This is a genomic window from Actinomadura citrea, from assembly GCF_013409045.1.
GTDB lineage: Bacteria > Actinomycetota > Actinomycetes > Streptosporangiales > Streptosporangiaceae > Spirillospora > Spirillospora citrea.
Map to the genome: position 1 here is coordinate 1,237,768 of NZ_JACCBT010000001.1, position 25,932 is coordinate 1,263,699.

The window sequence follows — 25,932 nt, forward strand, 5'->3', positions numbered from 1 at the left end:
AGAATCCTTCGATGTGAACGGGGGGCGGGCGGGCAGGGCGGACTCGCCCACGCCACAGCCTGCCCCACGGGTGTGAACGCATCCGGTGGCAAAGGTGAACTTTGGGGTAACGAGAAGGCGCTGGCCAGGCCAGAGGGGAAGCGTTACTCCGAACGCCGCCTACGATCCGAGGTGTGGAGGTCGAGATTGTCGCGAGCCTGACAGGGCTCGCCGGGCTCGCGATCGGGCTCGCGACTGGATTGGCGGTGCGGGTGAGCGAGCGAGCCCAGCGGACGGCGGTTGCGACGAACCCGGTGGGCAGCCTGCCGCCGGGCGTCGCCTCGGTCCTGAGCGTCCTGCGGTCCTCGGCCGTCGTGGTGGACGGCGAGGACCGGGTACTGCGGGCCAGTTCGGCCGCACGGGCGTACGGACTGGTCAGCGGCGACCACCTGGTGGTGGACGAGGTGATCGCGATGACCCGGCTCGTCCGCCGCGACGGGGAGATCCGCGAGACCGAGATACAGGTCGGCCCGAACGGCGGCCGCCGCCGGGCCGACGGGCGGTGGTTCGCGGTCCGCGTCGCGCCGCTCGGGTCGCACGGGCTCGTCCTCGTGCTCGCCGAGGACCTCACCGACATGCGCCGCACCGAGGCGATCCGCCGCGACTTCGTGGCGAACGTCAGCCACGAGCTGAAGACCCCGGTGGGCGCGCTGTCCCTGCTCGCCGAGACCGTCGAGGGCGCCGCCGACGATCCCGAGGCCGTCCGCCGGTTCGCCGGCCGGATGCAGTACGAGTCGGTGCGGCTGAACAACCTCGTCCAGGACCTGATGACGCTGTCGCGCGTCCAGGGGGACGAGCCGCTCCCCGAGCTCACCCCGATCACCCTCGACGAGGTGATGGCCGAGGCGCTCGACCGCTGTCAGATCAAGGCGACCGCCAAGGACATCCAGCTCGCGTCCGGGGGCGAGGACGGGCTGCGGGTCCGCGCCGACCAGGAGCTGCTGGTCACCGCGCTGCGCAACCTCGTCGACAACGCCGTCGCCTACAGCCCCGAGCACACCCGGGTGGTGGTGTCGACCCGCCGGTGCGACGAGACGCACGTCGAGATCAACGTGACCGACCAGGGCATCGGCATCCCGGAGGCCGAGATCGAGCGGATCTTCGAGCGGTTCTACCGGGTCGACCCCGCCCGCTCCCGCCAGACCGGCGGCACCGGCCTCGGCCTCGCCATCGTCAAGCACGTCACCAGCAAGCACGGCGGCGACGTCACGGTGTGGAGCAAGGAGGGGCACGGGTCGACGTTCACGATCCGGCTCCCCCTGATCGACACGCCGCGCCGCCGGCCGGCCGCGACGACCGCAGACCAAGCACCACAGAACACCGCCCGGGAGGCAACACCGTGACCCGCGTGCTCGTCGTGGAAGACGAAGAGTCCTTCAGCGACGCACTGTCGTACAACCTGCGCAAGGAGGGGTTCGAGGTGGCCGTCGCCGCCACCGGCCCCGACGCGCTGGACATCTTCGAGCGCAACGGTGCCGACCTCGTGCTGCTCGACCTGATGCTGCCCGGGCTGCCCGGCACCGAGGTGTGCCGCGAGCTGCGCGCCCGCTCCAGCGTCCCGGTGATCATGCTGACCGCCAAGGACAGCGAGGTCGACAAGGTCGTCGGGCTGGAGCTCGGCGCCGACGACTACGTCACCAAGCCGTTCTCCACCCGGGAGCTGATCGCCCGGATGCGGGCCGTGCTGCGCCGCCAGGGCGAGGTCGAGGAGCCGACGCCCGCGACGCTGGAGGCCGGGCCGGTCCGGATGGACGTGGAACGCCACGTGGTCAGCGTGGGCGGCGAGCCCGTCCAGCTCCCCCTCAAGGAGTTCGAGCTGCTGGAGGTGCTGCTGCGCAACGCCGGCCGCGTCCTCACCCGGATGCAGCTGATCGACCGCGTGTGGGGCGCCGACTACGTGGGCGACACCAAGACCCTGGACGTCCACATCAAGCGGCTCCGCGCCAAGGTCGAGGAAGTGCCGTCCACGCCGCGCTACATCGTCACCGTCCGGGGCCTCGGCTACAAGTTCGAGCCCTAGCCGAACGCTGTGACCTGCGTTTTCTGTCGCGGTCATGGCTGTGAGGGCACAATCAGGGCACGTGCGTTTTCGATCTTGCCCGCCTGGTCGAAGAACTGATCCATGGCCAGGCGGGCACGGTCGGCCGCATCGGGCATCAGGTGCGCGTACGTCCGGAGCGTGAAACCGGGGTCGGCGTGCCCGAGGTACTCCGCCACTGTGCGGACGTCGACACCAGCGGCGAGCCACGCGGAGGCCGCCGTGTGGCGAAGGACGTGCATCCCGTTCTCAGGCGTCTCCGGAACTCCGATGCTTCTGCGGACCAGATGCCACGTGTAGTTGAAGACGCTCCCGTGATGAGGACGGCCACTCGACCGAGCGACCAGGAGCCGCGCCGTGTGCGGGGGGCCGTCCGGAGTCTTCCAGGGCAAGGTCACTTCCACCGGCGGGTTAGCGGCGATGTGAGCCGAAGCGCGCAGCGCGAGCGAGCTGGGCAACGGCACGTCGCGTTCCTTGTCCCCCTTGGGGAGGCTGAATACGAGCCGCTTATCGACCAACCGCACTTGTCGCCGGACGTGGATGACGCGATTGCCGAGAAAATCGAGGTCATCGACGGCCAGGCCGAAGATCTCCCCCTGCCGAAGGCCCGCCCCGACGCCGAGGTACACCATCAGGGCATCGTCACCGAGCGCCAGGGCCGCGGCTTCCACCTGGTCGAGCGTCCAAGGGACGATCTTCTTCTTCGCAACCCGAGGCGGCTTGACCGAGCTTGCCTTGGTCGGGTTACGGTCCACGATGCCGTCTTCCATCGCCGCCCGGAAGATCGTTGACAGCGTGTCGAAGATCCGCTTGATGTAGCCCGGCGAGAGGCCCTTGCCCTCCAGGCTCTTGATCCACTGTTGGACCAGGCTGGGACGATGGGCGAGGACCGTCATGGACTGCTTCCCGATGATGCTGGGAGCGCCCGCCGGGCGCCGGCTCTTTCTCTGGCCCGGACGCGGTCCCACGTCAATGATGTGGGCCAGCCGCTTATCAACGTTCCACAGAGTGTTTGGATCACCGGTCAGCCCACTACGCCACTGGCGCGCGAAGTCCTCCAGGAGGATCTTTCCGCGCGCAGGGTCCATGTACGTCCCCGCATCGAGGTCAGTCCGCACCTTCGCATCGAAGGCGTCCGCGCATGTCTTCGGGTCCTTGCCCGCCTTCCGGGCAAAGTTCTGCTTGCACTGCTTGCCCGTCTCGTCTCGCCAACGGACCTGCCACCGGTCGCCCTTGCCGTGATCCTTGCTGGGGAACAGCTTGTGCTCACGGCAGGCCGAGACAGGATTGCCCTCCGCATCAGTACGCGGCTTGTTCGTGTGCCACCGGTCGTAGACGGCCATTACGCGGCCTCCTGCTGCTCACGCAGCCAAGCGAGAACATCAGCAGGCAGGTAACGCAGATGACGACCCGCCCGAGCAGCTTTCGGCCCCTTACCGAGGTAGCGCCATTGGTGCAGCGTCGCAACCGGTACGCCGAGGTAGTACGAGGTCTCCTTGACCGACCACGTCCGATCCCAGGGCAGCGATGAGACCGCCGGATCAGCGCTCATGTTCACGCTGCCTCCTGAGTTGCCGAAAGTTCGGGGGTGTCGTTCTGTGTCGCGGCGTCGAGTTGGCGGCGCCGTTGGATGCGTTCGTTGATCAGGTGCAGGAGCCGCGCTTCGGTCGGCTTGACGTCGGGATCACCAGGCCCGGCGCGTTCCCAGACGTGGACGGCGTTCGGGTCGGACGGGTTGAGTACGGGGACGCCAGCCTCAGCGAGTCGTGCCAGGACCCACGCCTTCCGGTCGGCTTTGTGATCGGCGAGGGTCTTGCCGGACCATTTGCGGGAGACCAGGACGCGGCGGCCGCCGTAGCCGAGGTGTTCGCGCCTGTGGGCCTTGCCCTTGCAGAAGCCGGGGGCCATGCCTTCCCGCGGATTCTTGGGCTGTATGCCGTAGCGCAGCCAGTTCGCGCACGTGGGTGAGCACGGCTCGTACCGGAGCGCTTCGGCCATGCGGTCCACGTGCTCACGCTGCGCGCCAGTCTCGGCCTGGTGGCATTCGGCCACGCCCTTGACCAGGTACTTGGTCAGGTAGCCGATCAGCTTGCGGGATTGTGGGGAGTCGGGCATGACGCCTTGTGCGTCGATCTGCCGCCCGAACTTCACCACGTGCAAGGGTTCGGCGTCGTCGTCCAGGCCGAGCGCGTCAAGCGCGTCATCCCAGGTCGGAAGGACTTCACCCGTCGTGGGGTCGAGGTAGCCGCCGCCGTCCTCGCCCGCGACGTTGTCCCAGACCGGCAGGTGATCCCCCTCGAAGACCACGCGATCGGTCGAGGGCCACCACACCTGGTGATAGGTGGCTGCCACGACTTGACGCAGTTCGGCGCGGGAGATGGTTCCGCGGATGGCCATGTGCAGGTGGGGTGCGTGACGGCGTTGGGGTTCGACGGTGGCGAAGTACTGGACGTCGTAGCCGACGAACCGGCGCAGGTTCTGAACGAACCGGTCGACCAGTTTGGAGAAGTAGAGCGCGTCCCGAGCGGCCCGCGTGTAGTCGTAGCCGTTGGGGTCGACCGGTGTCCCGTCGGAGCGCACCCGCCCGTAGGAGTCGAGCGTGAGCGTCAGGAAGATCGAAGGCCGGAACGTCTTGCCGTCCTTGCCCCGGTAGACCTTGCCGAGGGTGCGGGAGTCGACGGGACGCCGAGGAAGGTCCGGCGCGTCCTGCCGCCGCCGCGTGGAACGAGTCCGCCGGCCTTTGCTCTCATCATCAGACTTGAGGGCACCGCGGACCCCTGTGCGTTCTAGCTCGTTGTCCAGGTCACGCACCACGGCATCCCAGAACCCAACGTCCTCCCCCTCGGCCGAACCCTCCTCGGCCGCCTTGTCGCGGGCCGCCGCCGCTTGCGCTCGAAGCTCCATCCAGGCGCGTTGTTCGTCGTTCGGGTCGGCGCGCGTGATGACCGGTTCCTCGGTCAGGTGCCAGCCTTGGGAGCACTGCACGGCCCGGAGCTTGCGCTTGCGCTCAGCGCACGAGGGGCACACCGAGGCCATGGTGTGACCGCACGGCACATAGACGACTTTGGCCGCACCGGTGTTGAGGTCCACCCGCCGCATCGGGACGGGCCGGATGCACACGCCGTGTTCGACCGCGACCGCTTCCAGCACGCCCCGCGCCAGGGGAGAAAGCGTCTTGACCACCGCGCCCGTCTCCGAGCCCGCACCAGCCGCCGGAGCCGACTCGGAGGGCGAGCCGTCGAGGGTCAGTTGCACCGTCACGCCGCCTCCACATCGGGGAGGCCGAGCGCGACCATTTCCCGGATGTCGTCATCGGAGACGTAGGCCGCCCGGACCCGGACAGGGTCGGGGGTTGTCTCCAGCCGAATGAACCCGACCCCCGCCCCGGTCTCAGGGATGGACGAGATCTGATCGGCGAGCGCGCCACGGTCGCGGGCCCCGTCGCCGAGGACCATGTCGACTTGTTCGTCTTCATCGAGGCGCAGTGCGATGCGGTCGGGGAACAGGTTGCGCAGGTTGTTGACCTCTTTGCGCGCGTCCTGCTGCGCGCCGATCACGCAGTACCCCACCGACCGGCCCTGACTGGTCAGCACGGCAAGCGCCGACTCGGCCCGCTTGCGCAGATCACGCTCCGGGCAGTACGCGGTCAGGAACGCCAGCTCATCAATCACGATGACCCGGAACGGGTGCTCACGCGACGGCGTGAAGGACCGGGTGACTCCGGCGAATTGCTCCGCGCGGCGGTTCATGTCCTCCGCAGCGGTCTCCAGCAGGTCGACCATGCCGCCCTTGGGATCGTCGCTATAGCGCCCGTACCGCTCGAACAGCAGACGCCCGAAGGACAGTTCCATGCGTTTGGGGTCGACGGCCCACACCTCCACCAGGCCCGCGAGCATCAGCGGCAGCAGCGCGCGGATGGTCGACCAGATCACCGACCCCTTGCCGGCACCTGTCGCGCCCGCGATCAGAACGTGAGTCCCGAGCAGGCGCAGCCGCCAGGGCGAGCCGTCCTCTTGCCGTCCGATCTCCAGTCCGGACAGGTCCACCGCCGACGCGTCGGGGACGGGCAGCGCGGGGATGGGGACGGCGAGGGCATCGCGGCGGACGAACTCCAGCCAGATACGTCCCGGACGGTCCCCGACCCGGACCCGGACCAGGGCAGCGCCGAAGCCGTGCGCCAGGTTGGGAGTGGCGTTCTCCCAGATGTCGGGAGCCTGCCCCTTGAGCATTTTCACCAGGACGCGATCCGACGTCGGGCCGCAGCGGACCCGCACGAGGGAGGGCAGGTACTCGCGACCCTTGTGGGCTTTCGTGAGTCCGGCGGTGATGAGGACGGGTTGCCAGTGCCGCCGGTAGACCGTGACGAGTCGCCACCGGGCCAGGGCCGGACGACCCACCCACCGTACGAAGGACGGACGGTCCACCAGCACCCACCCGGACAGGCCCAAGGTGACGAGGGCCAGGACCGCGACGGGGACCGTCCACCCGAACCGGTAGCCGAGCCAGCCCAGACCGGCCGCAGCGGAGACGGGGACGATGTTGCGGACCAGGAAGAGGACCGTCCGGGTGATGATGCGGACGAGGTTGACCAGCAGGACGAGGCCCTCGGGCATGTGCCACACCGGGGGCGCCCACTTCGGGGCGGCGAACGGGTCACGCTGCGCCTCTACGGCGACGTTCTCACCAGGGCCGAGCTTGCGGAACTCCCATGCCATGATGGGTCTCACCTCTTCTATGCGCTGTTCAGGGAGAGGGGAAAGCGGGGCGGCCGGAGGTACCAGCTCCAGCCGCCCCACCTGCCTTTTCAGGCCGCCGCAGCGCCGTTGAGGGCGTGGAGCCGTTCCACCTCGGCCGCGTACCGCCCGAACACCTCGGCGAGCTTGCGCGCGGTCACGACGTCCTCGGCGGTCGGCTCCTCCGGGTTGGTCGGCGCAATGAGCACCCGCGCCCCAGCGTGCGAGAGCCAGAGCTGCGCGCGATTGCCGCCGGTGGGGCACGTCATCGCCATACGCCCGTCCGGGTACAGGCTCACCGAGACGACCGCCGTCCCGTCCGGCTCCACCATCACCGTCGTGTGGCTGTAGGAGGTCTGCATCACGCCGCCTTTCCCTTGCCCGAGGACCGGCCCGACGAGGGACGACGGCCGGACCGGTACAACCGCTCCACCTCCACCGCGTAGGCCGCAGCCTGGGAGGCCAGGCCCCGCGCGAACTCCACATCACCCGCGCTCACACGCTCGGGAAGGGTCAGGGTGACCAGCACCCGACCCGCCGAGACCGTGAACAGCGGCGTACGCGCCCGGAACGGCTTGAACACCACCGACGCCCCGGCATTGATCGGCAGCGACAGCGCCGACATCCGCCCGCCCGCCATCAGGCCGCATCCTTCGCAGCCGTGCGACCGCCGCCCTTGTTGAGGTTGGCGGGCAGGACCGCCGACGCCTTGAGGCTGTAGGCCAGCCGCCCGGTACCGGAGTTGACGTACGGCGTGATCGCCAGGCCCTCGAACTCCACCGGCACGAACGGGAACTCCGCCGGAGCCGTCGGAACGATCGGCTGAACCGGCGCGGTCAGCTTCACCTTGAACGTCCCCTTGGACTCGGGGTCGCCGTCGACCACTTCCACGGCCCACACCAGTTCGCCGGTGTCCTTGTCCCGCGCCTGAACGAAGTTCTCCTTGGTCGAGGCGTCGAAGTCGCGGACCGCCTCCACACCGCCCTTGACGAACGCGCCGTGGGGGAACGTGTCCCCGAACGCGACCTTGAACGGACCCTTTACCGCCATTGCGGCGACCTCCAGACATTCAACCGTCCGCTTGTCCGGACGAGTGCATGCCTAGAAAGTACCTCAGCCACTCGACCGGACAACCTTCGAGAAGAGTGACCTGTGTCACATGTGAAGTATCGGCAGGTCAGGAGGGTTGAGTCATTCGGGGACGCTGTAGACGTCTTCCAGCTCATGCAGTGACCCCGGCATCACGATCTCGGCGACGAACCGCACTGCGTCAGAGGCGTCATGCAGCCCGGCCAGCACCGACAGCACCGGCTCCGACTTCTTGATCTGCAAAAGGCGGGGTTCGTCGCCGACGGGAAGTCGCGCGGTCATGCGCTCGGAGATGTGATCGATGCGCAGGCCCTTGACCGTGCGCAGGTGCGCCCGCAGCCCCACCGGAAGCCGCGCATCCTTGTCCAGGTCGGTGCCGTACACCAGCTCTTGCGGGAACCAGCACGTCACCACCTCCGAGGCGACACCGTCCCGGACCGTCACCCAACGCCGCGCCACCACACGCCCGACGTCCCCACCCAGCAGGGCCGCGACAGCAGCAGGCGCATGCACCGATCCGACGTCGACAAGTGAGACCCCGGCCGCGGTTTCGGGTTGGTCCAGCACCGCCAGGCCCGGACGAGATGGCAGCGCCGACGAGGCGGGCCGGCCTTTGACGAACGATCCGCGCCCGTGCTCGCGAGTGATCCATCCGTCCTGCTGGAGCATCTGAAGCGCCCGGACCACCGTGGTACGCCCCACCGCGAACTCCCGCACGAGCTGAGATTCCGACGGCAGCATGGTGCCGGGCGCGTACTCCCCGTTCTCGATTCGGCGGCGCAACTCCAGCACCACCCGCGCGTACTTGGGGGGCTCGAACTCCAAACCCGACATGACGACCACCTGACGACTCTGGCGCTTGACCGCATAAGCGCACTTCACCGCACAGTAGCGCCCATGCGCGCCTACGTCACGGCTACCGGACCGCTCCGACCCGCACTTATCGCGTCACAACCCCCGCAGCAGCAAGGGGAGTTGACCGCCGCGAAGCTCACCCCAGCCGTGGCACCGAGAACCCTGCCGCCAGCAACTCCGCATGCACCTCGCGGACTCCCCGTGCGCCCATCAAACGCACCTCATGCAGATCACGCGACCACAGCAGATCCAGCAGGTCACCCACCGTCTTCGCGGTGCAGTTTCGATCGTTGCGCAGGGCGTTGCGGACCCTGGTCGACAACTGCAAGCACGCCAGCGGACACGCCCGAGACAGGCGCCCGCCTTCATGCCTGTGCGCACCAAAGCCCGCATCGGCAGGAGCAGCAGGCAGCCCGGAAACCCGCCGCGCCTCCACAAGCAGGGCCAGCAAGTCACCGACCGTCCACACCCCAAGACACGTGACCGGGCATTCAAGCCCGATCCGGTCGTGTCCCACCGCGTGCGGCCCGCTCCTGCTCGGCCCGCTCGTCATGCCGGCCATGTCCAACCCCGCGCGGTGACGATCGCCTCCCGCAGCTCGCTCGGTCCCTTGGCCTCCACCAGGAGGTACTTACCGCGGACCCGGACCATGGCCCACCATGCCTGGGTGACGGTGCCGTACCAGGCCACCACCCCAGAGAACTCCCGTTCGATCTGCGCCGCTACCGGCCGCCGACTGATCTCCGGCGACATCGACGCCGCTGCCGCCCATGACACGCCCATCACTCGCACCCGCCCGACGCCGCATCCGGCGAGCTGGCGAAGGGGACGGCCAGCACCCGCGCGATCCGCTCACCCGCGAACGCGGTGTTGGCCGCCGGGCACAGCGGCTCCAACTCCGAGAGCGCACGGCGGTCCGGCCCCGACCAGACCCACCACCACCACAACGCGCCCCGGTGAGTGCGGCACACCACCTCCTGCCGCAGTCCCGGACTCAGCGCCCGCGCCCGAGGACCCCCCACGTCCGGTTCACCGACCGGGTTGCGCGCCCGCACCGCGCCATGGTCGATCACCTCGGCCGCCAGGCCCCGCCGCTCCAGGTCGGCCACCAGCGCCACAGCAGCCGACTGCCGCACTACGTCAGCCGCCCACGTCCTCACCTCATCACCCACAGCCACCACCTCCACAGGGAAGAAGAGAGCGGGACCGGCGAACGACGGCCCAGGGGCGCACCACCACCCCCGGCAGGCATGACCGCACCGCGCCGGACGATCACACCCTTATCCGCCTGACCGCCTACGCCGGCCCGCAGCTTTCTGGACTACGCCGCGCGCTCCTCACGCACCGGCACACACCACCGACACGGCTTGCGGTCGACCGGCGGCCCCGAACCACCCGGCAGCCCCACCAGGACCGCCCGCCGAGGATGAACGAACTTCCACCCCCGACCACCACAGGACCCGCAGTCCGGATTGCCCGCATCTTGCTGCTGCGTCATGTCGCACACGATCCGCCACAGCCCCGGCCCCAGCCCATCCACAGGCGGTATCTCACAGTGGGATATACGCTCGGCAACGTCTGGTCACACGGAGGGAGAACCCATGCCGAGACGGGCCTCAGACCCGATCGTCATCCCCGATGAACTGTGGGAACGCCCGCAGATGATCCAGGCCCTGACCTCCCGCGACATCGGGACCGTCTTCCACCTCCTGCGCCAGTACGCAGGCGCAACCCAGACCCAGACCGCCATTGCCTGCGGTCTGACTCAGGGCAGAGTCAGCGAGCACATGAAGGAAAACGGGCCCCGCGTAACCGAGCTGGACGTGTTCGAGCGCATCGCCGACGGCCTCCAGATGCCAGACAACGCCCGCATGGCCCTCGGTCTCGCACCACGAACCCACCCCGGCGTACCGGCCCCCAGGACTCCTGCACCACAGGCCCGCACGGGGATCGTGGTCACCGAACCCAGACTGACCGAGGCCGAACCGTCCGACCCGGCCACCACGACGGACCTCTCCCGGCTGACGCGATGGCTGACGGCCAGCGACACGGCAGACGAGACGATCGAGAGCCTTGCCCGTTCAACCACGTCACTCGCCAGCGCACACACCCAGGTCCCTGCGAAAAGCCTGCTGTCCCAGGTGCTTCGCCTTCACCGCCGCACGCAAGACCTGTTGGAAAGCACCCGGCCCCGCCCCCGCCACACCCGCGAGCTACTACGCATTGACGCCGATCTCTTGGCACACGCAGCCGTGATCTTCGGTGACGTCAACCTCGACCACCACGCCGAGCAGTACGCAACCGCCGCCCTCATGCTCGCCCGAGAAGCCGGCGCCAACGAGGCGTTCGCCTGGTACGCCCAAGCCAAAACGGCCCGATGGCAAGACCGCCTCATCGAAGCCGCCGACTTCGCCCGGCAAGGCTACGAAGCCAGCCCGCACACACCGATGAAGACGCAACTCGCCTGGTACGAGGCCAACGCCGCCGCCCTCCTCGGAGACCAGACCAGAGCCCGCCAGGCCGTCAAGCGAGCCGAGCAGTCCGCCGAGACCATCAACGACAGTCCCGCCGACCGCTCCGTCTGGGCGTTCCCCACCGAACGCCGCGCCCTCTTCGCCCTAGCGGTAGCCACCCGAACGGGCGACCCGGACGGCGCTCTAGAAGCTGCCGAGATGGCCGACACCGCATGGGCAGCAGGCGCACCCGTCGCCCCAGCGAACTGGGCCCAAATCCGCGTCGGCACCGGAGTAGCCCACCTACTCAAAGGCGACCTCGAAGGCACCGCCGAACAACTCGCCCAACTGCTCACACTCGACCCCGGCATGCGCCTGACCACCGTCACACGCTACGTCGCCGACCTCGACCGCCGACTCAGCCACCCCCGCTACCGAAACACCTCTCTAGCTGTCCAGCTCAGAGCGCAAATCCGCGACTTCAACGCCGCCGCCCTCAACGACGACACCGACATGGAGCGCTCATGAGCCCCCTGCCCACACGCATGATCAACCGTTGGCAGAACCGCGAGGAACCCGGTCCCGGACAGGGCACGCTCTATTGGCACATCCTCGTAGGCGACCACCCTGAAGCCCGCGACCTCGCCCACACCGCTCAGAAGCGACTCGCCGGATTCCACGGCCTCCACATGACCCCGACTGAGTGGCTCCACATCACCACTCTCGTCGTCGGCCCCACCGACGAGATCACCACCGACCAGCAACACGAGATGCTCAACGCGGCATCCGAACTACTCGCTGCACTCCCACCCGTCGCCGTAACACTCGGTCGCATCCTCTACCACCCCGAGGCAATCGCGGTCGTGGTCCAGTCAACAGACCCCTTGAAGCAGATTCGCATCGCCCTCCAGACGGCCACGCTCAAAGTGACCGGACGCGAAGGCCACACTGAGGGCCCCACCCAGTGGACCCCACACATGACACTCGCCTACAGCGAGACCGAGCAACCGGCCGAACCACTCATCACCGCACTTGGCCGAGAACTCCCAGCCCGCGAGATCGCGATCACCGCTGTGAGCCTGGTCGTGCAACGAGGCGCCGAACGCCTATGGGACTGGCACCCCGTAGGACGCATCCCTCTCGGTCACAGCTAGAAAACTTGCCGAATTGGGCTGTTTAAGATCAAGGGGCGGCGGCGCTCAGGCCGCTGCGCGGCCCCGCGCCAGGCCGCCCGGAGCGTGCGGCGTGGGCGCCGGTCACCGGACGGCCGCGCCGGGCCGCCCATCGCGCCACGCCCGCCAGCTCCGCCCCGACCGCTCACCGCAAGGTCGCGCCGCCGCCCTGGTTGTTAACGACGCCGAGACAGAACCCGATCCAGGACCGCTAGGGCCGCGCGTCGCCGTGAGGGTTTACGGGACCAGACCGCAGGCAGTACGACGCCGAGGACCAGGACCAAGGGGAGTAACCCCCAAAGCGTTGCGAAGGCCGGCAGGCCAAGAAGCGATGTCATGCCCAGCATGCTGAAGCAGCCAGACACCCACTGAACAGACGCGCAGCGAGGCCGTTTGGGTCTCTCGACGCCGAGAAGGGGCGCGTTCCGTGTACCTCCTCAACTCAGGGCCGCTGCAAGCTGAGCTGGAAGAGCCGGGGCTCCCCCGACCCCGAGAGGTCGAGGATGGCGACGGCCAGAACCCGTCAAGGGCGCCTGCGGCGTCACTACGTGATGGCCTACGGCCACCCTTGACGGAACCCGTCCGTCGCTAAGTGCAGGTCTTGTCGGGGCCGGGGGAGGAAGGTGGGGGAAAGAACAGCGGCTACGCCGCACGCCTTAGGGAGGACACCAAGACCGCCCGCTGCGCGGGTACAGGTGGCCAGGAGTGGGCAACCCGCTGATCCCGAAAGGGCATCCGCTTCGTTGGGCGGTTCCTAGCATCGGGTTCGTGAGACAAGAGGAGACGCCGCAGTACCGGCCGGTCAAGGACGCACACAAGACGCTCGGGCTCTGGTCGATCCGCCGAGCACTGACCTTCGCCTTTACTGCCGCGGTGGTGTCGCTCGTCGCCGCATGGTTCCTACTGTCGTGGCTCCTTGGCTCACCACCGCACGCCAAGCCCAAGCCCCTGGAAACCAAAGACCTCCTTGAACTGCTCAAACTAGTCTTCGCCCTGGTCGCCGGCGTCGGTGCCCTGGTCGCCCTGGTCACCGCGTACCGCCGTCAACGTGTCGACGAGGCCGCGGGGGAGCGCGCCGAACGCGTTCAAGCCCACGTCGAGTACGGCCAGGCCGTCGAGTTGCTCGGCCATGACAAGGCCGCCGTCCGACTGGGCGGGCTGTATTCCCTGGAGCGCTTGGCCCAAGATCACCCTTACTACCGGCAGACGGTCACCGACGTCGTGTGCTCCTACCTGAGGATGCCCTTCCAGGCCCCACCTGCCAACCACGGCGACCAAGACCAACAGTCCGCCAACCACACTCCTCGCGACCCCACTGCCGCTGACACAGCATGGCAAGAACTCCAAGTCCGGCTAACCGCCCAACGGCTCCTGAAACGCCACCTGACCACTACCGACCCCCGCAACCATCCATCCACCTATTGGGACGGCCTCCACATCGACCTCACCGGCGCGCACCTAATCGACTTCGACTTCACCAACTGTCACTCGACGAACGCGACATTCTCCAACACCCGGTTCAGCGGGGACGCCGGGTTCGGCGGGGCGCGGTTCGGTGGGGACGCCGGGTTCGGCGGGGCGCAGTTCAGCGGGAACGTCAGGTTCGGCGGGGCGCAGTTCAGCGGGAACGTCAGGTTCGACGGGGCGCAGTTCAGCGGGAACGTCAGGTTCGACGGGGCGCAGTTCGGTGGGGACGCCGGGTTCGGCGGGGCGCAGTTCAGCGGGAACGCCGGGTTTGACGGGGCGCAGTTCAGCGGGAACGCTTGGTTCAGCGCGGTGCGGTTCGGTAGGAACGCCGGGTTCGGCGGAGTGCAGTTCGGCGGGGACGCCGGGTTCGGCGGAGTGCAGTTCGGCGGGAATGCCAGGTTCGACGGGGCGCAGTTCAGCGGATACGCCGGGTTTGACGGGGCGCAGTTCAGTGGGAACGCTTGGTTCAGCGAGGCGCGGTTTGGTGGAAACGCCAGGTTCGACGAGGCGCAGTTCAGCGGGGACGCCGGGTTTGACGGGGCGCGGTTCGGTGGGGACGCCGGGTTCAGCGCGGCGCAGTTCAGCGGGTATACCAGGTTCAGCGGGGCGCAGTTCAGCGGGGACGCCGGGTTCGACGGGGCGCAGTTCGTACGCGAGCCCGAGTTCGCTGACGCCACAGCGAGTTATCCGAATGATGCTCATATATGGCCGAGTCCCTGGTGCGCACAGGTAGTCACCTCTGACATGGCCCGGCTCGTCCGCGGGAGTTGAGAGCAAAGGTGACAGGAGTAGGAGCGGACGCCGCCGAACATGAGTTGCCCTCAGGAGGGGGTCACCGGAATTAAAGACATCAGTGACTTTGGCCATGATCGGACTAAGAAGGCCGCGGTCAGCGGGGGCACATCGAGGGCACATGAGCGCGCGATCGCTCGCAAGACGATGAGAACTCACGCGAAGTCCCACTGCTGGTCAGCGCCCTGTTCGCGAGAGTCTCCGCAGGTCGGTCCCGCCAGCACGAACTACAAGTTCGAGCCCTGACGGATATGAAGAACGGCCCGTCCCGGTCGGGACGGGCCGTTCTCATGTGTGCGGGTGCGGGGGCTCGGTGGATCAGCCGGCGGCCGGGGACTCCGTGGCGGCATGGGGCTGCGTGGTGGCCGGGGGCTGCGACGACTCCGGCCCGCCCTGCTCGGCGCCCGGGGACGGCGACGTGCTCGCCTCTCCGCCGGGGGTCTGGCCGGGCGTCTGGCCCGGGGTCTGGCCGCCCGGGGCCTGCGGCGTGGCGGGCGTCATGGGCAGCGGGTAGCCGCTGAACTCGTCCTGCCGCGCCACCACGGGCACCGGGAACTCGACGGACCCGGCGCGCTCGAACCGCAACGTCAGCGGCACCGTCGCCCCGGCGAGCAGCTCCTCGCCGAGCCGGGGCAGCACCACCAGCGGCTGATCCCCGCCGGTGCTCGGCGTGGCCGAGGGACCGCCGCCCTGCGGGCCCGTGGTGTTCTCCGAGGTCGGGGTCTCGGACACGTTCGGCGTCGCGCCCTGGCCGGTCGGCTCGGGGGTGGCGCCGCCGGAAGGCGTGGCCTGGCCGGAGGGCGTGGCCTGGCCGGAGGGCGTGCCGCCCGGCTGCTGCGTCCTCTTCTTGCCGGCCGGCTGCTGCGGGGTGGGGGTCGCCGAGGGCTTGCCCAGCAGCCTGGTGAAGCTGCCCGTCCCGTCCGGGGCGGCGGGCGGCAGGGTGAGCGCGCCGCCCTCGATCTTCGCCTCGCCGCCGAACGCCGGGCTGCTGACCGAGACCAGGCGGTCCTGCCGGCCCTTCACCTGGTTGATGATCACACCGTAGAGGGCCAGGGACGTGCCCGCGGGGATCGGCCGTCCCGCCTCCGGGCCGAGCAGGAACATGTGGCGCAGGTCGATCTGCGCGGCCCCCGGCCTGTCCTTCGGCACCGACACGTTGACGCCCTCGGTGAGCTGCGTGGGGGCGGCGGACTGGGGCTTATCGCCGGCGCCGCAGCCGGAGACCACCGGCGCGATGGCGACGGCGCCAGCGATGGCGAGCACGACCATTCGACGGCTGTTTCGGATCACGGCGGCGGTCTCCTCGCGAAATATCAGATGAAGAGGTGGCTTCAGAAAGTGGTGGGGCTGGCGTGAGATACGCCAGGGGAAGCGTAGCGAGGTCCTGCCGGTAACCCCTCTCCGGGGTGGCCGACACGCCTGGCGGGGCCGCCTAACCGGAACCGAGACCCTTGATCTTCCCGGTGAGCTCGGGGCCGGACCGGGGCGCCCGGACGACCTCGGTGACCACGCCGTCGGGCTGGACGAAGACGGCGGTGAGGCCGGTGCCCGTCGGGCCGGGCGTGCCCGGCGCGGGCGAGTACGCGCCGGCCAGGACGGCGGCGCGGTCCTCCAGGATCTGCGGCGTCCCGAGGTGGGCGGTGCCCGCGCACGCCCTGAGGTCCTTCAGGGACATGGGCTTCCTGGCGCCGGCGGGACGCGGGTCGGCGACGAGCCAGAAGGTGAGGGTGTACTCCTGCGTCCGGCCGGCCAGCTCCGCCACCAGGGCCTCGCACCGGTAACCGGGCGGGACGATGGCGATCACGCCGGGGCGCACGTCCCGCAGCGGTTTGGAGGTGCGGCCGGCCGTCACGAGGTCGACCCGGCGGTCGGGCAGCAGCCCGCCGACCCTGCCGGGGCTCGCGGTGGGGCGGGGGGCCAGCTGGGCGCTCGTCGGCCGGGGCGCGGGACGGGGACCGAAAGCCGTCATCAGGACGCCGCTCAGCAGCGCGACCAGCAGCGCGCCCGCGATGATCGGGATGGCGACCCCGAACCGGGTCAGCGGGCGGTACAGCCGCCGCACCCGGGCCCTGCGCCGCCGCCGGCGCCTCTCCCGGTGGTAGGCGGTGACGTCCCGCTCCAGCTCGCGGGCGTCATCGGGCACCACGACGTCAACGCGCGGAAGCCCGTAGTCGTCGGGCTCCGGGTCGCCGCCGTCCGGCCTCACGCGACACCTCCCTCGCCGATCGGTGTTCCCGCGGGACGCGCGTCCCCACGCCGTGTCCTGTTAAGACCCTTCCGGGCGCTTCGTACCCGCGCGACCCAGGGTGCTCACATCCCAGTATGGAACCCGCCCGCACCGCCGGCGGAACGATGCTTGTAACCGGGGGCCCGTTGCCGGTAAAGGCGCGGGGGTGGGATCGCGGTGTTCTGTCGGCTACGCTGAGTGGGGAGAACTGGTCGGCGATGCACCAATAAAGGGGTTTGTCAATACCTCAATATGTGGCTTGACCTGCGCATTTGTCGGGAAGGCCGGTTCGGGCACGCTCGTTTCCGTGCTACCCTGGTGTTAGCGGAAGGGGTACTTGTCACATGACTTTCCAGGTCGGCGACACCGTCGTCTACCCCCACCATGGGGCTGCTCGGATCGAGGCCATCGAGACTCGCACCATCAAGGGTGAGGACAGGACCTACCTGGTCCTGAAGGTTGACAAGGGTGACCTGACGGTACGGGTCCCGGTCGAGAACGTCGAGGACGTGGGCGTCCGGGACGTCGTCGGCCAAGACGGGCTGGAGAAGGTGTTCGAGGTGCTTCGCGCACCCTACACCGAGGAGCCCACCAACTGGTCGCGCCGGTACAAGGCGAATCTTGAGAAGCTCGCCTCCGGCGATGTCAACAAGGTCGCGGAGGTCGTCCGCGACCTCTGGCGGCGCGACAAGGAGCGCGGTCTGTCCGCGGGTGAGAAGCGGATGCTCGCCAAGGCGCGCCAGATCCTCGTCAGCGAGCTCGCGCTCGCCGAGAAGACCAACGAGGACAAGGCAGAGGCGCTGCTCGACGAGGTCCTGGCCAGCTGAGCGGCCGGCCTCGTTGAACGAACGGCTCCCTCGGGTGGGCGTCGGTACCGACGTCCACCCGTTCTCGTCCGAGCCCCGCCCCCTCTGGGTCGCCGGGCTCGAATGGCCGGGTGAGGGCCACGGCCTCGCCGGGCACTCCGACGGCGACGTCGCCGCGCACGCCGCCTGCGACGCGCTCCTTTCGGCCTGCGGTCTCGGTGACCTCGGCGCCGTCTTCGGCACCTCGGACCCGCGCTGGTCCGGCGCCTCCGGTGTCGACCTGCTGCGCGAGGTCGCCCGGCGCGTCGACGAGGCCGGTTTCACGATCGGCAACGTCGCCGTGCAGATCATCGGCAACCGTCCCAAGATCGGCAAACGGCGCGCCGAGGCGGAGAAGACCCTCACCGAGGCCCTGTCCGGCGCCCCGGTCACCGTCTCCGCCACGACCACCGACGGCCTGGGCCTGACGGGGCGGGGCGAGGGCCTGGCGGCCATCGCCAACGCTCTCGTCCTCCCACCCGCGTAACGGGCGCCGCTACGGCAGAGCCGGGTGGACGGTCCCCGTCACGTCGCCGAGGGCGATGCGGGAACCTGCGGCACCCGGCGCCTGGGCGCGGAGGGTCACGGTGTCTCCGTCCTCCAGGAACGTGCGCTCCGTGCCGTCCTCCAGCAGCAGGGGCTCCTGGCCGTTCCAGCTGAGCTCCAGCAGGCAGCCCCGCTCCTCGCGCTCGGGCCCCGAGACCGTGCCGGACGCGAACAGGTCGCCGGTGCGGAGCGGGGCGCCGTTCACCGTGGCGTGCGCCAGCTGCTGCGGCGGCGTCCAGTACATCGACGCGAACTTCGGCCGCGCCGCGACCCGGCCGTTGATCAGGACCTCCAGGTGCAGGTCCAGCCCCCACGGCTCCTCGCAGCGCAGGTAGGGCAGCGGCACCGGGTCCTGGACGGGCGGCGAGACGCGCGCGGGCTCCAGCGCCGCGACCGGCACCACCCACGACGAGACCGACGTCGCGAACGACTTGCCGAGGAACGGGCCGAGCGGCTGCGACTCCCACATCTGCAGGTCGCGCGCGCTCCAGTCGTTCACCAGCACGAAACCGAACACGTGGTCGCGGAACGCGGCGGCCGGGATGCCGCGCCCGGCGGGGGAGGGGACGCCCACGACGAAGCCGACCTCCGCCTCGAAGTCCAGGCGCCGCGACGGGCCGTAGGACGGCTCCGGCTCGTCCTTCGCCCGCCGCTGCCCGGACGGCCGGATGATCGGCGTCCCCGTCGGGTACACGGTCCCTGAGCGACCGTGGTAGGCGACCGGCATGTGCTTCCAGTTCGGCGGGAGCGGCTCGCCCTTCGGCCGCAGGATCCGCCCCGCGTTCGTCGCGTGGTGCTCCGAGGAGTAGAAGTCGACGTAGTCGGCGACCTCGAACGGCCTCTGCATGCTCACGTCCGCGACCGGGATCAGCTGGGGCTCGACCCGCTCGCGGTACGCCTCGTCGGTGAGCAGCTCGGTCACCCGCTCCCGGTTCGCCTGCCAGGCGGCGCGTCCCGCGACCATGAAGGCGTTCAGCGACCCGGAGGCGAAGTACCGCCGGTCCTCCACCAGCCCCACGGCCGACATCTCGGCGAGGTCGAGGACGCGGTCGCCGATGGCCACGCCGACGCGCGGCAGTTCCCCCGGGCGCGAGAAGACCCCGTACGGCAGGTTCTCGATGCCGAAGCCGCCCTCCTGGCTGCCCTCGACCCATGAAACGGTCGTCATGGAGTCATACCTTCCCCCGCCGCCTCCCTTTCATCCGATGCGCGCAGATCAGCCCCGACGGGAGGAAAGGAGGGTTTCCAGATCAGGGTAAAGGCCCGACGGCCCGTGCCGGGACCGTTCCCTATTCGGCGGGAGGGAGGGGGCCGCTGCGGAAGTTGCTGGACGGCGGCGGGTTCCAGTCGTCCCTGGCCGGACGGTCGCCCGCGTCGGAATCCTCCGCGCCGCGGTCTCCGGCGTCGGGGTCCTCGGCGCGGTCGGCGGGCGGGCCGTCGTCCTCGTCCTCGTCGGTGCCGTAGGGCGGGGGCATCACGATGTCGGGGCGGGTCGTCGCGGCGGCCGGGGGCTCCTCGGCGGCGCCGTCCCGGCCCCGGACGAGTTCGACGTCCGTCGGCAGCAGGTCCGGTACCGCGTCCAGCGGCCGGCGCGGCTGCGGCAGCGGGTCCAGCGGCGGCGCCGGTTCCGACGACAGGCTCTCCTCCCAGGCGAAGGAATCGAAATCCTCGGCGACGGGCTCGGGCTTCTCGGCGACGGGCCACTCGGGCTCGTCCTTGAACGGCAGGATCGGCTCCGGCTCCGGCTCCGGCTCCGGCTCCGGCTCCGGCTCCGGCTCCGGCTCCGGCTCAAGCTCCGGTTCGGGCTCGCGCTCGGGCTCCGGATCCGGCTTCGCCCCCTGTGCGGCGGGCGCCTCCAGCGCGAGCGACGGTGCCGCGGGCCCCAGGACCTTGACATGGCCGCGCTGCGCCTCGACCGGTCCCTCATCCCCGGCGGCGGGCCGCGCCACCCGGATCTGCTTGACCATCGTCAGCCACAGCCAGACGGCGATCACGAGCATGGCGTGCGGCGCCACGGCCACGCCCGTCCGCACCGCGTCGTCCGGCAGCGGACCGAACCCGCGGACCGAGTGCTGGACGGAGACGGCGGCGCCCCCGGCGAGGAGCAGGACCAGCAGCGTCCAGCGCGGCAGCCGCGTCCACCAGCGGGCGTTGCGGGTGACGACGAGCGACAGGATGGTCACGGCGGTGAGGGTGTCGGCCATCGCCGGGTACAGCGGTGCCCAGCGGCGGCTCACCCCGCCGGTGACGGCGAGCTCGCGCAGCACGTCGTAGGTCAGCGCGAACGCGCCGCCCGCGAGCGCGGCGACGACGAGACCGGCGGCGGTGGTGAGCAGCCGCCGCTGCACGGGGGTGTAGGAGGGCCGGGTCGGATCAGTCGGCATGTCTCTCGTTCCGGAAGGAGGGGTCCTCCGCCGAGATTAACCAGCCGGGACGCCACCGAACCGCAACTTCTTAGTGATCACTGTGGCGCTGCGCACTATAAGTGGGGAGACGTACGGTATTGGTGACGACAGGCAAGGGAGGCAGTGATGGCGTGCGGCAGGTTCGTGCGTGTCACGCGGGCCCGCGCGGCAGGGTAGCGCCGTCGTGGCGCTCCCCCGGGACCGGCTCGGCGAACCGGTCCGGATCTTCGACGGGCGGGCCGCGGCCCGCCGCACCTGGGCATGGCTGGCGCTGCTGTGCCTGGCCGCCGCGGCACTGGTCCCGGCGGCCGTCGCCTACCTCCACGACCGCGTGTGGTGGGTGGGCGTCCCGGCGCTGCTCCTGTCGATGGGGTACGCGGCCGCCGCCGGATGGACGGCGGGACGGGACCGTCCGCGCGTCCGGGCCCGCGTCGCCGCCCTCCACACCGGGGGCCTGGCGCTCACCGGGCCGGGCGGCGGGGCCTACACGTGGGACGAGCTCGTCTCGGTGACGGTCGTCGGCGTACCGGGCGGGCCCGGCGGGCGCGTGCGCTGGTGCTTCACGGTCGTCGCCGACGACGGGAACGTGCTGCGGCTCGGCGACGACATCCCCGAGGTCCGGACGCTCGGCGTGGCCGTCGCCCAGGAGGTGACCGCCCGGACCGTTCCCCGCCATCTGGCGGCGGTGAAGGCGGGGGAGTGCGTGCGGATGGGCCCGTTCACCGTCGACCTGGACGGAGTCGGGAAGGACGGCGAGCGACTGCCCTGGGGCGCCGTCCAGGACGTGGTGATCGGGGGCGGGATGGTGACCGTGCAGGCCCGCCCGGGCCGCACGGAGCTGGCGGCGATCGCTTCCCGGATGCCGGACGCGCTGGCGTTCAGCGTCCTGTGCCACCAGGTCAGGGACCTGATCGAAGATTTCTGAAGATTCTTTCGCAGGGAGTGTCGAGAACCGGCCGGCCGCTCCGATCCTCCTTCGACGGACCCGGGGACGGGGCCGCCCGACCACGAGGAGAGAACCGTGAAGTACATGCTGATGATCTACAACCGTCCCGGCTTCCTGGAGGAGCTGACGGAGCAGGAGCGGACCGAGCTGTTCGGCGAGGTCGAGGCGATCATGACCGAGCTGTCCGAGTCGGGCGAGCTGGTCGGCGGGGCGGCGCTGGCCGACCCGTCCCTCACCAAGACCGTCGTGGGCAGGGACGGCCGGCCGGCCGTGACGGACGGTCCGTTCTTGGAGGCCAAGGAGCACTTCGCCGGCTACGTCAGCGTGGACTGCGAGACCGAGGAGCGGGCCGTGGAGATCGCCTCCCGCTGGCCGGACGTCAAGTACGGCGGGTACGTGGAGGTCCGGGCGGTCATGCAGGACTCCGGGACGGAGATGTGAGGACGCCCCCGGCCGTCGAGGACCTGCTGCGCGCCCTCGCGCCGCAGGTGCTCGGCACGCTCGTGCGGCGGCACGGCGCCTTCGACGCGTGCGAGGACGCCGTGCAGGAGGCACTGCTCGCCGCCGCCGTGCAGTGGCCGGGGGAAGGCGTTCCGGAGAACCCGCGCGGCTGGCTGCTGACCGTCGCGACCCGGCGGCTCACCGACCAGTGGCGCAGCGAGCGGGCCCGCCGCGACCGCGAGGCGGCCGTGGCCGCGGAGGAGCCCGCCGAGCCCGGTCCGGAGGAGGACCGGCCCGGCGACCGCGACGACACGCTGACGCTGCTGTTCCTGTGCTGCCATCCGGCGCTGTCGCCGTCCTCGCAGGTCGCGTTGACGCTGCGGGCCGTCGGCGGCCTGACCACGGCACAGATCGCCCGCGCGTTCCTCGTCCCGGAGGCGACGATGGCGCAGCGGGTCAGCCGCGCCAAGCAGAAGATCAAGGCGGCGGGGGCGCGGTTCGGGTCCCCGCCGCCGGACGAGCGGGACGAGCGGCTGCGCGCCGTCCTGCACGTGCTGTACCTGATCTTCAACGAGGGGTACACCGCGTCCAGCGGGCCCGACCTGCAGCGCGCGGACCTCACCGCCGAGGCGATCAGGCTCGCCCGGGCGCTGCACCGGCCGCTGCCCGGCGACGGGGAGGTGACCGGGCTGCTCGCGCTGATGCTGCTCACCGACGCACGACGCGCGGCCCGCGCCGCCGACGGCGGGCTTCTGGTCCCGCTCACCGAGCAGGACAGGACGCTCTGGGACGCCGAGGAGATCCAGGAGGGCACCGAGCTGATCACCGACGCGCTCACCTGGTCGCCGCCCGGCCCGTACCAGGTCCAGGCCGCGATCGCCGCCGTCCACGCCGAGGCCGCCCGGCCGCAGGACACCGACTGGCCGCAGATCCTCGCGCTGTACCGGGTGCTGGCGCACCTGGCGCCGAACCCGATGGTCACGCTGAACGAGGCCGTCGCGCTGGCCATGGTGGACGGGCCTTCCGCCGGCCTCGACCTGCTGCGCACACTGGACGGCGACACCCGGATGGAGGGGCATCACCGGCTCGCGGCCGTCCGGGCCCACCTGCTGGAGACGGCCGGCGACGCACCGGCCGCGCGCGAGGCGTACCGGGACGCCGCCCGCGGCACGACGAGCCTGCCCGAGCGGCGCTACCTCGAATCCCGCGCCGCCCGGCTCGCCGACGGAGACCCCGGCGGGAAAGTCTGAGTCCCCGGCGCGGCCCTCTGCCACGACAGGCCCGGCCCGCACGCCGCCGCGTTCGTCGCCCGGCAGGCGGAGACGTTCCCGTTGGAATGACCCCGTGGCATGTCCGGATGGCCCGGCCCGGCCTGTGCGATGCGCCACGTAGCCGGACGCCGATCCAATAACCTGAACCCGTGAGCCTGCGCCTTTACGACACCGGTACCCGTAGCGTCCGCACGTTCGAGCCCCTGGAAGAGGGCCGCGTGGGGATGTACGTGTGTGGTGCGACCCCGCAGGCGGCCCCCCACATCGGGCATCTGCGCTCGGGCGTCATCTACGACGTCCTGCTGCGCTGGCTGCGCGCGTCCGGCTACGAGGTGACGTTCGCACGCAACGTCACCGACATCGATGACAAGATCATCGCGGTGTCGGCGGAGCGGGGCGTGCCGTGGTTCGCGGTCGCCGAGGGCAACCAGCGCACGTTCACCCAGGGCTACGACCTGCTCGGCTGCCTGCCCCCGACGATCGAGCCGCGCGCCACCGGGCACGTCCCGGAGATGATCGTCCTGATGCGCCGGCTGATCGACAAGGGCCACGCGTACGCCGCGGACGGCGACGTGTACTTCGACGTCAAGTCCTGGGCGGACGAGTACGGCGCGCTGTCGAACCAGCGGCTGGAGAACATGCGCTCCGCCGGCGACACCCCCAACGAGGACCTCAAGCGCGACCCGCGCGACTTCGCGCTCTGGAAGGGTGCGAAGCCGGGGGAGCCGTCCTGGGAGACGCCCTGGGGGGACGGGCGCCCCGGCTGGCACCTGGAGTGCTCGGCGATGGCGACCCGCTACCTCGGCCCGACCTTCGACATCCACGGCGGCGGCGTCGACCTGATCTTCCCCCACCACGAGAACGAGATCGCGCAGTCCCGCGCCGCGGGCGACGGCTTCGCGCGCTACTGGCTGCACAACGGCCTCCTCACCGTGGACGGCGAGAAGATGAGCAAGTCGGTCGGCAACGTGGTGCTGCTGCCCGACCTGCTGGGCAGGGCCCGTCCGGTCGAGATGCGCTACTACCTCGCCTCGGCGCACTACCGGTCGCTGATGGACTACACCGACGCCGCCCTGGCCGAGGCCGTCTCCGCCTACCAGCGGATCGAGGGCTTCGTGACGCGGGCCTCGGAGCAGGTGGGCGCCGGTTCGCCGTCCTCCGTCCCGTCCGCCTTCGCCTCCGCGATGGACGACGACCTGGGCGTCCCGCAGGCGCTGGCGGTGCTGCACGAGACCGTCCGGGAGGGCAACAGCGCCCTGGCGTCCGGCGACCGCGACGCGGTGCGGGAGCACCTGGCGGCGGTCCGGGCGATGGCCGGCGTCCTCGGCATCGACCCCCTCTCTCCGCAGTGGCGGGCCTCGGGGGAGGACGACCTGCACCCCGTCGTGGACGCCCTGGTCAAGGTGGCGCTGGAGCAGCGGCAGGCGGCCCGCGCCCGCAAGGACTACGCGGCGGCCGACGCGATCCGCGACGGCCTGTCGGAGGCCGGCGTCCTCGTCGAGGACACCCCCCAGGGGCCCCGCTGGGAACTGAAGCGCGGCTGACCGTGCATGGGGAACCCGCGCGGCGGATAAAATCGAATGTTCGCGGGGGTTCGTCGCCGTCCGCTGAGAACTTGAGCCGCCCGGCAGGGGCGAGCACGCAACCGTCGCGAAGGGCGTAACCGACAATGGCCAAGCGCAAGGGACCCACCCCCAAGGCCGAGGACCGGCACTGGCACGGCAAGCGCCAGAAGGCCCGCGCCGTCAAGAGCGCCAAGCGCACCGGCACCCCGACGCTGGGGCCGGGCGCGCGCGCCCAGGGCCCGTCGGAGAACCGTCCGGCCGGACGCCCCGCAGGCGCGCGGCGCGCGACCGGCGAGGTCCCCGAGCTGGTCACGGGCCGCAACCCGGTCGTCGAGGCGCTGCGCGCGGGCGTCCCCGGCACCGCCCTGTACGTCACGTCCGGAACGGACGAGCGGGTGCGCGAGGCGATCCAGATCGCCGCCGACCGCCGCATCCCGCTGCTGGAGACCGGCAAGAACGAGCTCGACCGGCTGACCGACGGCGCCGTCCACCAGGGCATCGCGCTGCAGGTCAAGCCCTACCGGTACGCGCACCCGGACGACCTGCTCAAGGGCACGGCCCCGCTGGTCGTCGCGGTGGACGGCATCACCGACCCCCGCAACCTCGGCGCGATCGTCCGCTCCGCCGCCGCGTTCGGCGCGACCGGCGTGGTCGTCCCGGAGCGGCGCGCGGCGGGGGTCACGGCCGGCGCCTGGAAGTCGTCCGCCGGAACCCTCGCGAACATCCCGGTCGCGCAGGCCACGAACCTGTCCCGCCAGCTCAAGGCCTACCAGAAGGCCGGGTGCTTCGTCGCCGGGCTGGACGCCGCCGGCGGCGTGACCGTCGCCGACCTGGAACTCGCGTCCGGGCCGTTCGTGCTGGTCGTGGGCTCGGAGGGCAAGGGCCTCGGACGCCTCGTCGCCGACACCTGCGACATGCTCGTCACGATCCCGATGCCGGGGAAGGCCGAGTCGCTCAACGCCGGGGTGGCCGCGGGCATCGCGCTGTACGAGATCAGCCGCCTCCGCGCCTGAGATCGGAAATAATCTCAACGTTCAGATAATTGACG

At 70.4% G+C, this 25,932-nt stretch carries 27 protein-coding genes; 12 read left to right on the plus strand and 15 right to left on the minus strand.

Annotated features, from left to right (window positions below; genetic code table 11):
• Nucleotides 1-173 precede the first annotated feature (173 nt).
• Both BJ999_RS06090 and BJ999_RS06095 read left to right on the plus strand, forming a co-directional pair.
• Nucleotides 174-1,382 carry a sensor histidine kinase gene (locus BJ999_RS06090; protein ID WP_179832375.1) on the plus strand — a complete coding sequence of 403 codons (1,209 nt, stop codon included), beginning with the start codon at nt 174-176 and terminating at the stop codon, nt 1,380-1,382.
• 5 nt (nt 1,383-1,387) lie between these two features.
• A complete protein-coding gene (locus BJ999_RS06095; protein ID WP_476723718.1) occupies nt 1,388-2,059 on the plus strand; it encodes a winged helix-turn-helix domain-containing protein in 672 nt (223 codons plus the stop codon).
• A 32-nt stretch (nt 2,060-2,091) separates the two neighbouring features.
• Here the strand turns inward: BJ999_RS06095 and BJ999_RS06100 are convergent, their stop codons facing one another.
• The 11 genes from BJ999_RS06100 to BJ999_RS06150 form a co-directional block, all read right to left on the minus strand.
• Nucleotides 2,092-3,420, minus strand: coding sequence for a tyrosine-type recombinase/integrase (locus BJ999_RS06100; protein ID WP_179832377.1), 1,329 nt, complete (start codon nt 3,418-3,420; stop codon nt 2,092-2,094).
• The gene (locus tag BJ999_RS06105) at nt 3,420-3,629 is read right to left on the minus strand and encodes a helix-turn-helix transcriptional regulator (protein ID WP_179838351.1); all 210 of its coding nucleotides are present in this window, start codon (nt 3,627-3,629) and stop codon (nt 3,420-3,422) included. Before BJ999_RS06105 ends, BJ999_RS06100 begins: the two co-directional genes overlap by 1 nt.
• 2 nt (nt 3,630-3,631) lie before the next feature.
• Complete coding sequence (locus BJ999_RS06110; protein ID WP_444541852.1) at nt 3,632-5,332, minus strand: replication initiator; 1,701 nt, start codon at nt 5,330-5,332, stop codon at nt 3,632-3,634.
• A 2-nt stretch (nt 5,333-5,334) separates the two neighbouring features.
• Complete coding sequence (locus tag BJ999_RS06115) at nt 5,335-6,792, minus strand: FtsK/SpoIIIE domain-containing protein (RefSeq protein ID WP_229810217.1); 1,458 nt, start codon at nt 6,790-6,792, stop codon at nt 5,335-5,337.
• Nucleotides 6,793-6,881: 89 nt separating this feature from the next.
• Nucleotides 6,882-7,175 (minus strand): hypothetical protein, encoded by a 294-nt coding sequence (locus BJ999_RS06120; protein WP_179832378.1) that lies wholly within the window; start codon nt 7,173-7,175, stop codon nt 6,882-6,884.
• A complete protein-coding gene (locus BJ999_RS06125) occupies nt 7,172-7,450 on the minus strand; it encodes a hypothetical protein (protein WP_179832379.1) in 279 nt (92 codons plus the stop codon). Before BJ999_RS06125 ends, BJ999_RS06120 begins: the two co-directional genes overlap by 4 nt.
• Nucleotides 7,450-7,860: a plasmid replication, integration and excision activator gene (locus BJ999_RS06130; protein WP_179832380.1), complete on the minus strand. Its 411-nt coding sequence runs from the start codon at nt 7,858-7,860 to the stop codon at nt 7,450-7,452. Before BJ999_RS06130 ends, BJ999_RS06125 begins: the two co-directional genes overlap by 1 nt.
• A gap of 141 nt (nt 7,861-8,001) precedes the next feature.
• Nucleotides 8,002-8,733 carry a GntR family transcriptional regulator gene (locus BJ999_RS06135; RefSeq protein ID WP_179838354.1) on the minus strand — a complete coding sequence of 244 codons (732 nt, stop codon included), beginning with the start codon at nt 8,731-8,733 and terminating at the stop codon, nt 8,002-8,004.
• 157 nt (nt 8,734-8,890) lie between these two features.
• Entirely contained in the window at nt 8,891-9,316 is a 426-nt protein-coding gene (locus BJ999_RS06140; protein WP_179832381.1) for a DNA-directed RNA polymerase subunit alpha C-terminal domain-containing protein, read from the minus strand.
• Complete coding sequence (locus tag BJ999_RS06145; RefSeq protein WP_179832382.1) at nt 9,304-9,537, minus strand: hypothetical protein; 234 nt, start codon at nt 9,535-9,537, stop codon at nt 9,304-9,306. Before BJ999_RS06145 ends, BJ999_RS06140 begins: the two co-directional genes overlap by 13 nt.
• A complete protein-coding gene (locus BJ999_RS06150) occupies nt 9,537-9,926 on the minus strand; it encodes a hypothetical protein (protein WP_179832383.1) in 390 nt (129 codons plus the stop codon). The genes BJ999_RS06145 and BJ999_RS06150 overlap by 1 nt, the downstream gene beginning before the upstream one ends.
• Before the next feature lie 429 nt (nt 9,927-10,355).
• Between BJ999_RS06150 and BJ999_RS06155 the strand changes: the two genes are divergently transcribed.
• From BJ999_RS06155 to BJ999_RS06165, 3 genes are all read left to right on the plus strand, one after another.
• Nucleotides 10,356-11,735 carry an NsdA family TPR-like regulatory protein gene (locus tag BJ999_RS06155; RefSeq protein WP_179832384.1) on the plus strand — a complete coding sequence of 460 codons (1,380 nt, stop codon included), beginning with the start codon at nt 10,356-10,358 and terminating at the stop codon, nt 11,733-11,735.
• A complete protein-coding gene (locus tag BJ999_RS06160) occupies nt 11,732-12,361 on the plus strand; it encodes a 2'-5' RNA ligase family protein (RefSeq protein WP_179832385.1) in 630 nt (209 codons plus the stop codon). Before BJ999_RS06155 ends, BJ999_RS06160 begins: the two co-directional genes overlap by 4 nt.
• 786 nt (nt 12,362-13,147) lie before the next feature.
• Nucleotides 13,148-14,617 (plus strand): pentapeptide repeat-containing protein, encoded by a 1,470-nt coding sequence (locus BJ999_RS06165; protein WP_179832386.1) that lies wholly within the window; start codon nt 13,148-13,150, stop codon nt 14,615-14,617.
• A gap of 339 nt (nt 14,618-14,956) precedes the next feature.
• Here BJ999_RS06165 and BJ999_RS06170 read toward each other — a convergent pair whose 3' ends face one another.
• Nucleotides 14,957-15,928 carry a hypothetical protein gene (locus BJ999_RS06170; RefSeq protein WP_179832387.1) on the minus strand — a complete coding sequence of 324 codons (972 nt, stop codon included), beginning with the start codon at nt 15,926-15,928 and terminating at the stop codon, nt 14,957-14,959.
• Nucleotides 15,929-16,070: 142 nt separating this feature from the next.
• Nucleotides 16,071-16,844, minus strand: a complete 774-nt coding sequence (locus tag BJ999_RS06175) for a hypothetical protein (RefSeq protein WP_179832388.1) — start codon at nt 16,842-16,844, stop codon at nt 16,071-16,073.
• A 365-nt stretch (nt 16,845-17,209) separates the two neighbouring features.
• On the opposite strand from BJ999_RS06175, the gene BJ999_RS06180 reads away from it, so the two are divergent.
• Both BJ999_RS06180 and ispF read left to right on the plus strand, forming a co-directional pair.
• Nucleotides 17,210-17,692, plus strand: coding sequence for a CarD family transcriptional regulator (locus BJ999_RS06180; protein ID WP_021599843.1), 483 nt, complete (start codon nt 17,210-17,212; stop codon nt 17,690-17,692).
• 34 nt (nt 17,693-17,726) lie between these two features.
• Nucleotides 17,727-18,197, plus strand: a complete 471-nt coding sequence (ispF, locus tag BJ999_RS06185; protein ID WP_229810727.1) for a 2-C-methyl-D-erythritol 2,4-cyclodiphosphate synthase — start codon at nt 17,727-17,729, stop codon at nt 18,195-18,197.
• Between the two features lie 9 nt (nt 18,198-18,206).
• On the opposite strand, the gene fahA is transcribed toward ispF, so the two are convergent.
• On the minus strand, nt 18,207-19,424 hold the full coding sequence (gene fahA / locus BJ999_RS06190; RefSeq protein WP_179832390.1) for a fumarylacetoacetase: 1,218 nt from the start codon (nt 19,422-19,424) through the stop codon (nt 18,207-18,209).
• A gap of 121 nt (nt 19,425-19,545) precedes the next feature.
• Nucleotides 19,546-20,640, minus strand: coding sequence for a DUF2637 domain-containing protein (locus BJ999_RS06195; protein WP_179832391.1), 1,095 nt, complete (start codon nt 20,638-20,640; stop codon nt 19,546-19,548).
• 205 nt (nt 20,641-20,845) lie between these two features.
• On the opposite strand from BJ999_RS06195, the gene BJ999_RS06200 reads away from it, so the two are divergent.
• The 5 genes from BJ999_RS06200 to rlmB all read left to right on the plus strand — a co-directional run bounded on the left by BJ999_RS06200 (nt 20,846) and on the right by rlmB (nt 25,897).
• Nucleotides 20,846-21,586: a DUF6585 family protein gene (locus BJ999_RS06200; protein WP_179832392.1), complete on the plus strand. Its 741-nt coding sequence runs from the start codon at nt 20,846-20,848 to the stop codon at nt 21,584-21,586.
• 105 nt (nt 21,587-21,691) lie between these two features.
• Entirely contained in the window at nt 21,692-22,048 is a 357-nt protein-coding gene (locus BJ999_RS06205; RefSeq protein WP_218935579.1) for a YciI family protein, read from the plus strand.
• The gene (locus tag BJ999_RS06210; protein WP_179832394.1) at nt 22,045-23,298 is read left to right on the plus strand and encodes an RNA polymerase sigma factor; all 1,254 of its coding nucleotides are present in this window, start codon (nt 22,045-22,047) and stop codon (nt 23,296-23,298) included. The genes BJ999_RS06205 and BJ999_RS06210 overlap by 4 nt, the downstream gene beginning before the upstream one ends.
• A 170-nt stretch (nt 23,299-23,468) precedes the next feature.
• The gene (gene cysS / locus BJ999_RS06215; protein WP_179832395.1) at nt 23,469-24,863 is read left to right on the plus strand and encodes a cysteine--tRNA ligase; all 1,395 of its coding nucleotides are present in this window, start codon (nt 23,469-23,471) and stop codon (nt 24,861-24,863) included.
• 125 nt (nt 24,864-24,988) lie between these two features.
• A complete protein-coding gene (gene rlmB, locus BJ999_RS06220) occupies nt 24,989-25,897 on the plus strand; it encodes a 23S rRNA (guanosine(2251)-2'-O)-methyltransferase RlmB (RefSeq protein ID WP_179832396.1) in 909 nt (302 codons plus the stop codon).
• Nucleotides 25,898-25,932: the final 35 nt, after the last annotated feature.

Coding starts and splice junctions, on each gene's coding strand:
- BJ999_RS06100 (WP_179832377.1), bottom strand. CDS start 3,420: ATGGCCGTCTACGACCGGTGGCACACGAACAAGCCGCGTACTGATGCG.
- BJ999_RS06105 (WP_179838351.1), bottom strand. CDS start 3,629: ATGAGCGCTGATCCGGCGGTCTCATCGCTGCCCTGGGATCGGACGTGG.
- BJ999_RS06115 (WP_229810217.1), bottom strand. CDS start 6,792: ATGGCATGGGAGTTCCGCAAGCTCGGCCCTGGTGAGAACGTCGCCGTA.
- BJ999_RS06125 (WP_179832379.1), bottom strand. CDS start 7,450: ATGGCGGGCGGGCGGATGTCGGCGCTGTCGCTGCCGATCAATGCCGGG.
- BJ999_RS06130 (WP_179832380.1), bottom strand. CDS start 7,860: ATGGCGGTAAAGGGTCCGTTCAAGGTCGCGTTCGGGGACACGTTCCCC.
- BJ999_RS06135 (WP_179838354.1), bottom strand. CDS start 8,733: ATGTCGGGTTTGGAGTTCGAGCCCCCCAAGTACGCGCGGGTGGTGCTG.
- BJ999_RS06140 (WP_179832381.1), bottom strand. CDS start 9,316: ATGGCCGGCATGACGAGCGGGCCGAGCAGGAGCGGGCCGCACGCGGTG.
- BJ999_RS06145 (WP_179832382.1), bottom strand. CDS start 9,537: ATGGGCGTGTCATGGGCGGCAGCGGCGTCGATGTCGCCGGAGATCAGT.
- BJ999_RS06155 (WP_179832384.1), top strand. CDS start 10,356: ATGCCGAGACGGGCCTCAGACCCGATCGTCATCCCCGATGAACTGTGG.
- BJ999_RS06160 (WP_179832385.1), top strand. CDS start 11,732: ATGAGCCCCCTGCCCACACGCATGATCAACCGTTGGCAGAACCGCGAG.
- BJ999_RS06180 (WP_021599843.1), top strand. CDS start 17,210: ATGACTTTCCAGGTCGGCGACACCGTCGTCTACCCCCACCATGGGGCT.
- fahA (WP_179832390.1), bottom strand. CDS start 19,424: ATGACGACCGTTTCATGGGTCGAGGGCAGCCAGGAGGGCGGCTTCGGC.
- BJ999_RS06195 (WP_179832391.1), bottom strand. CDS start 20,640: ATGCCGACTGATCCGACCCGGCCCTCCTACACCCCCGTGCAGCGGCGG.
- BJ999_RS06205 (WP_218935579.1), top strand. CDS start 21,692: ATGCTGATGATCTACAACCGTCCCGGCTTCCTGGAGGAGCTGACGGAG.
- rlmB (WP_179832396.1), top strand. CDS start 24,989: ATGGCCAAGCGCAAGGGACCCACCCCCAAGGCCGAGGACCGGCACTGG.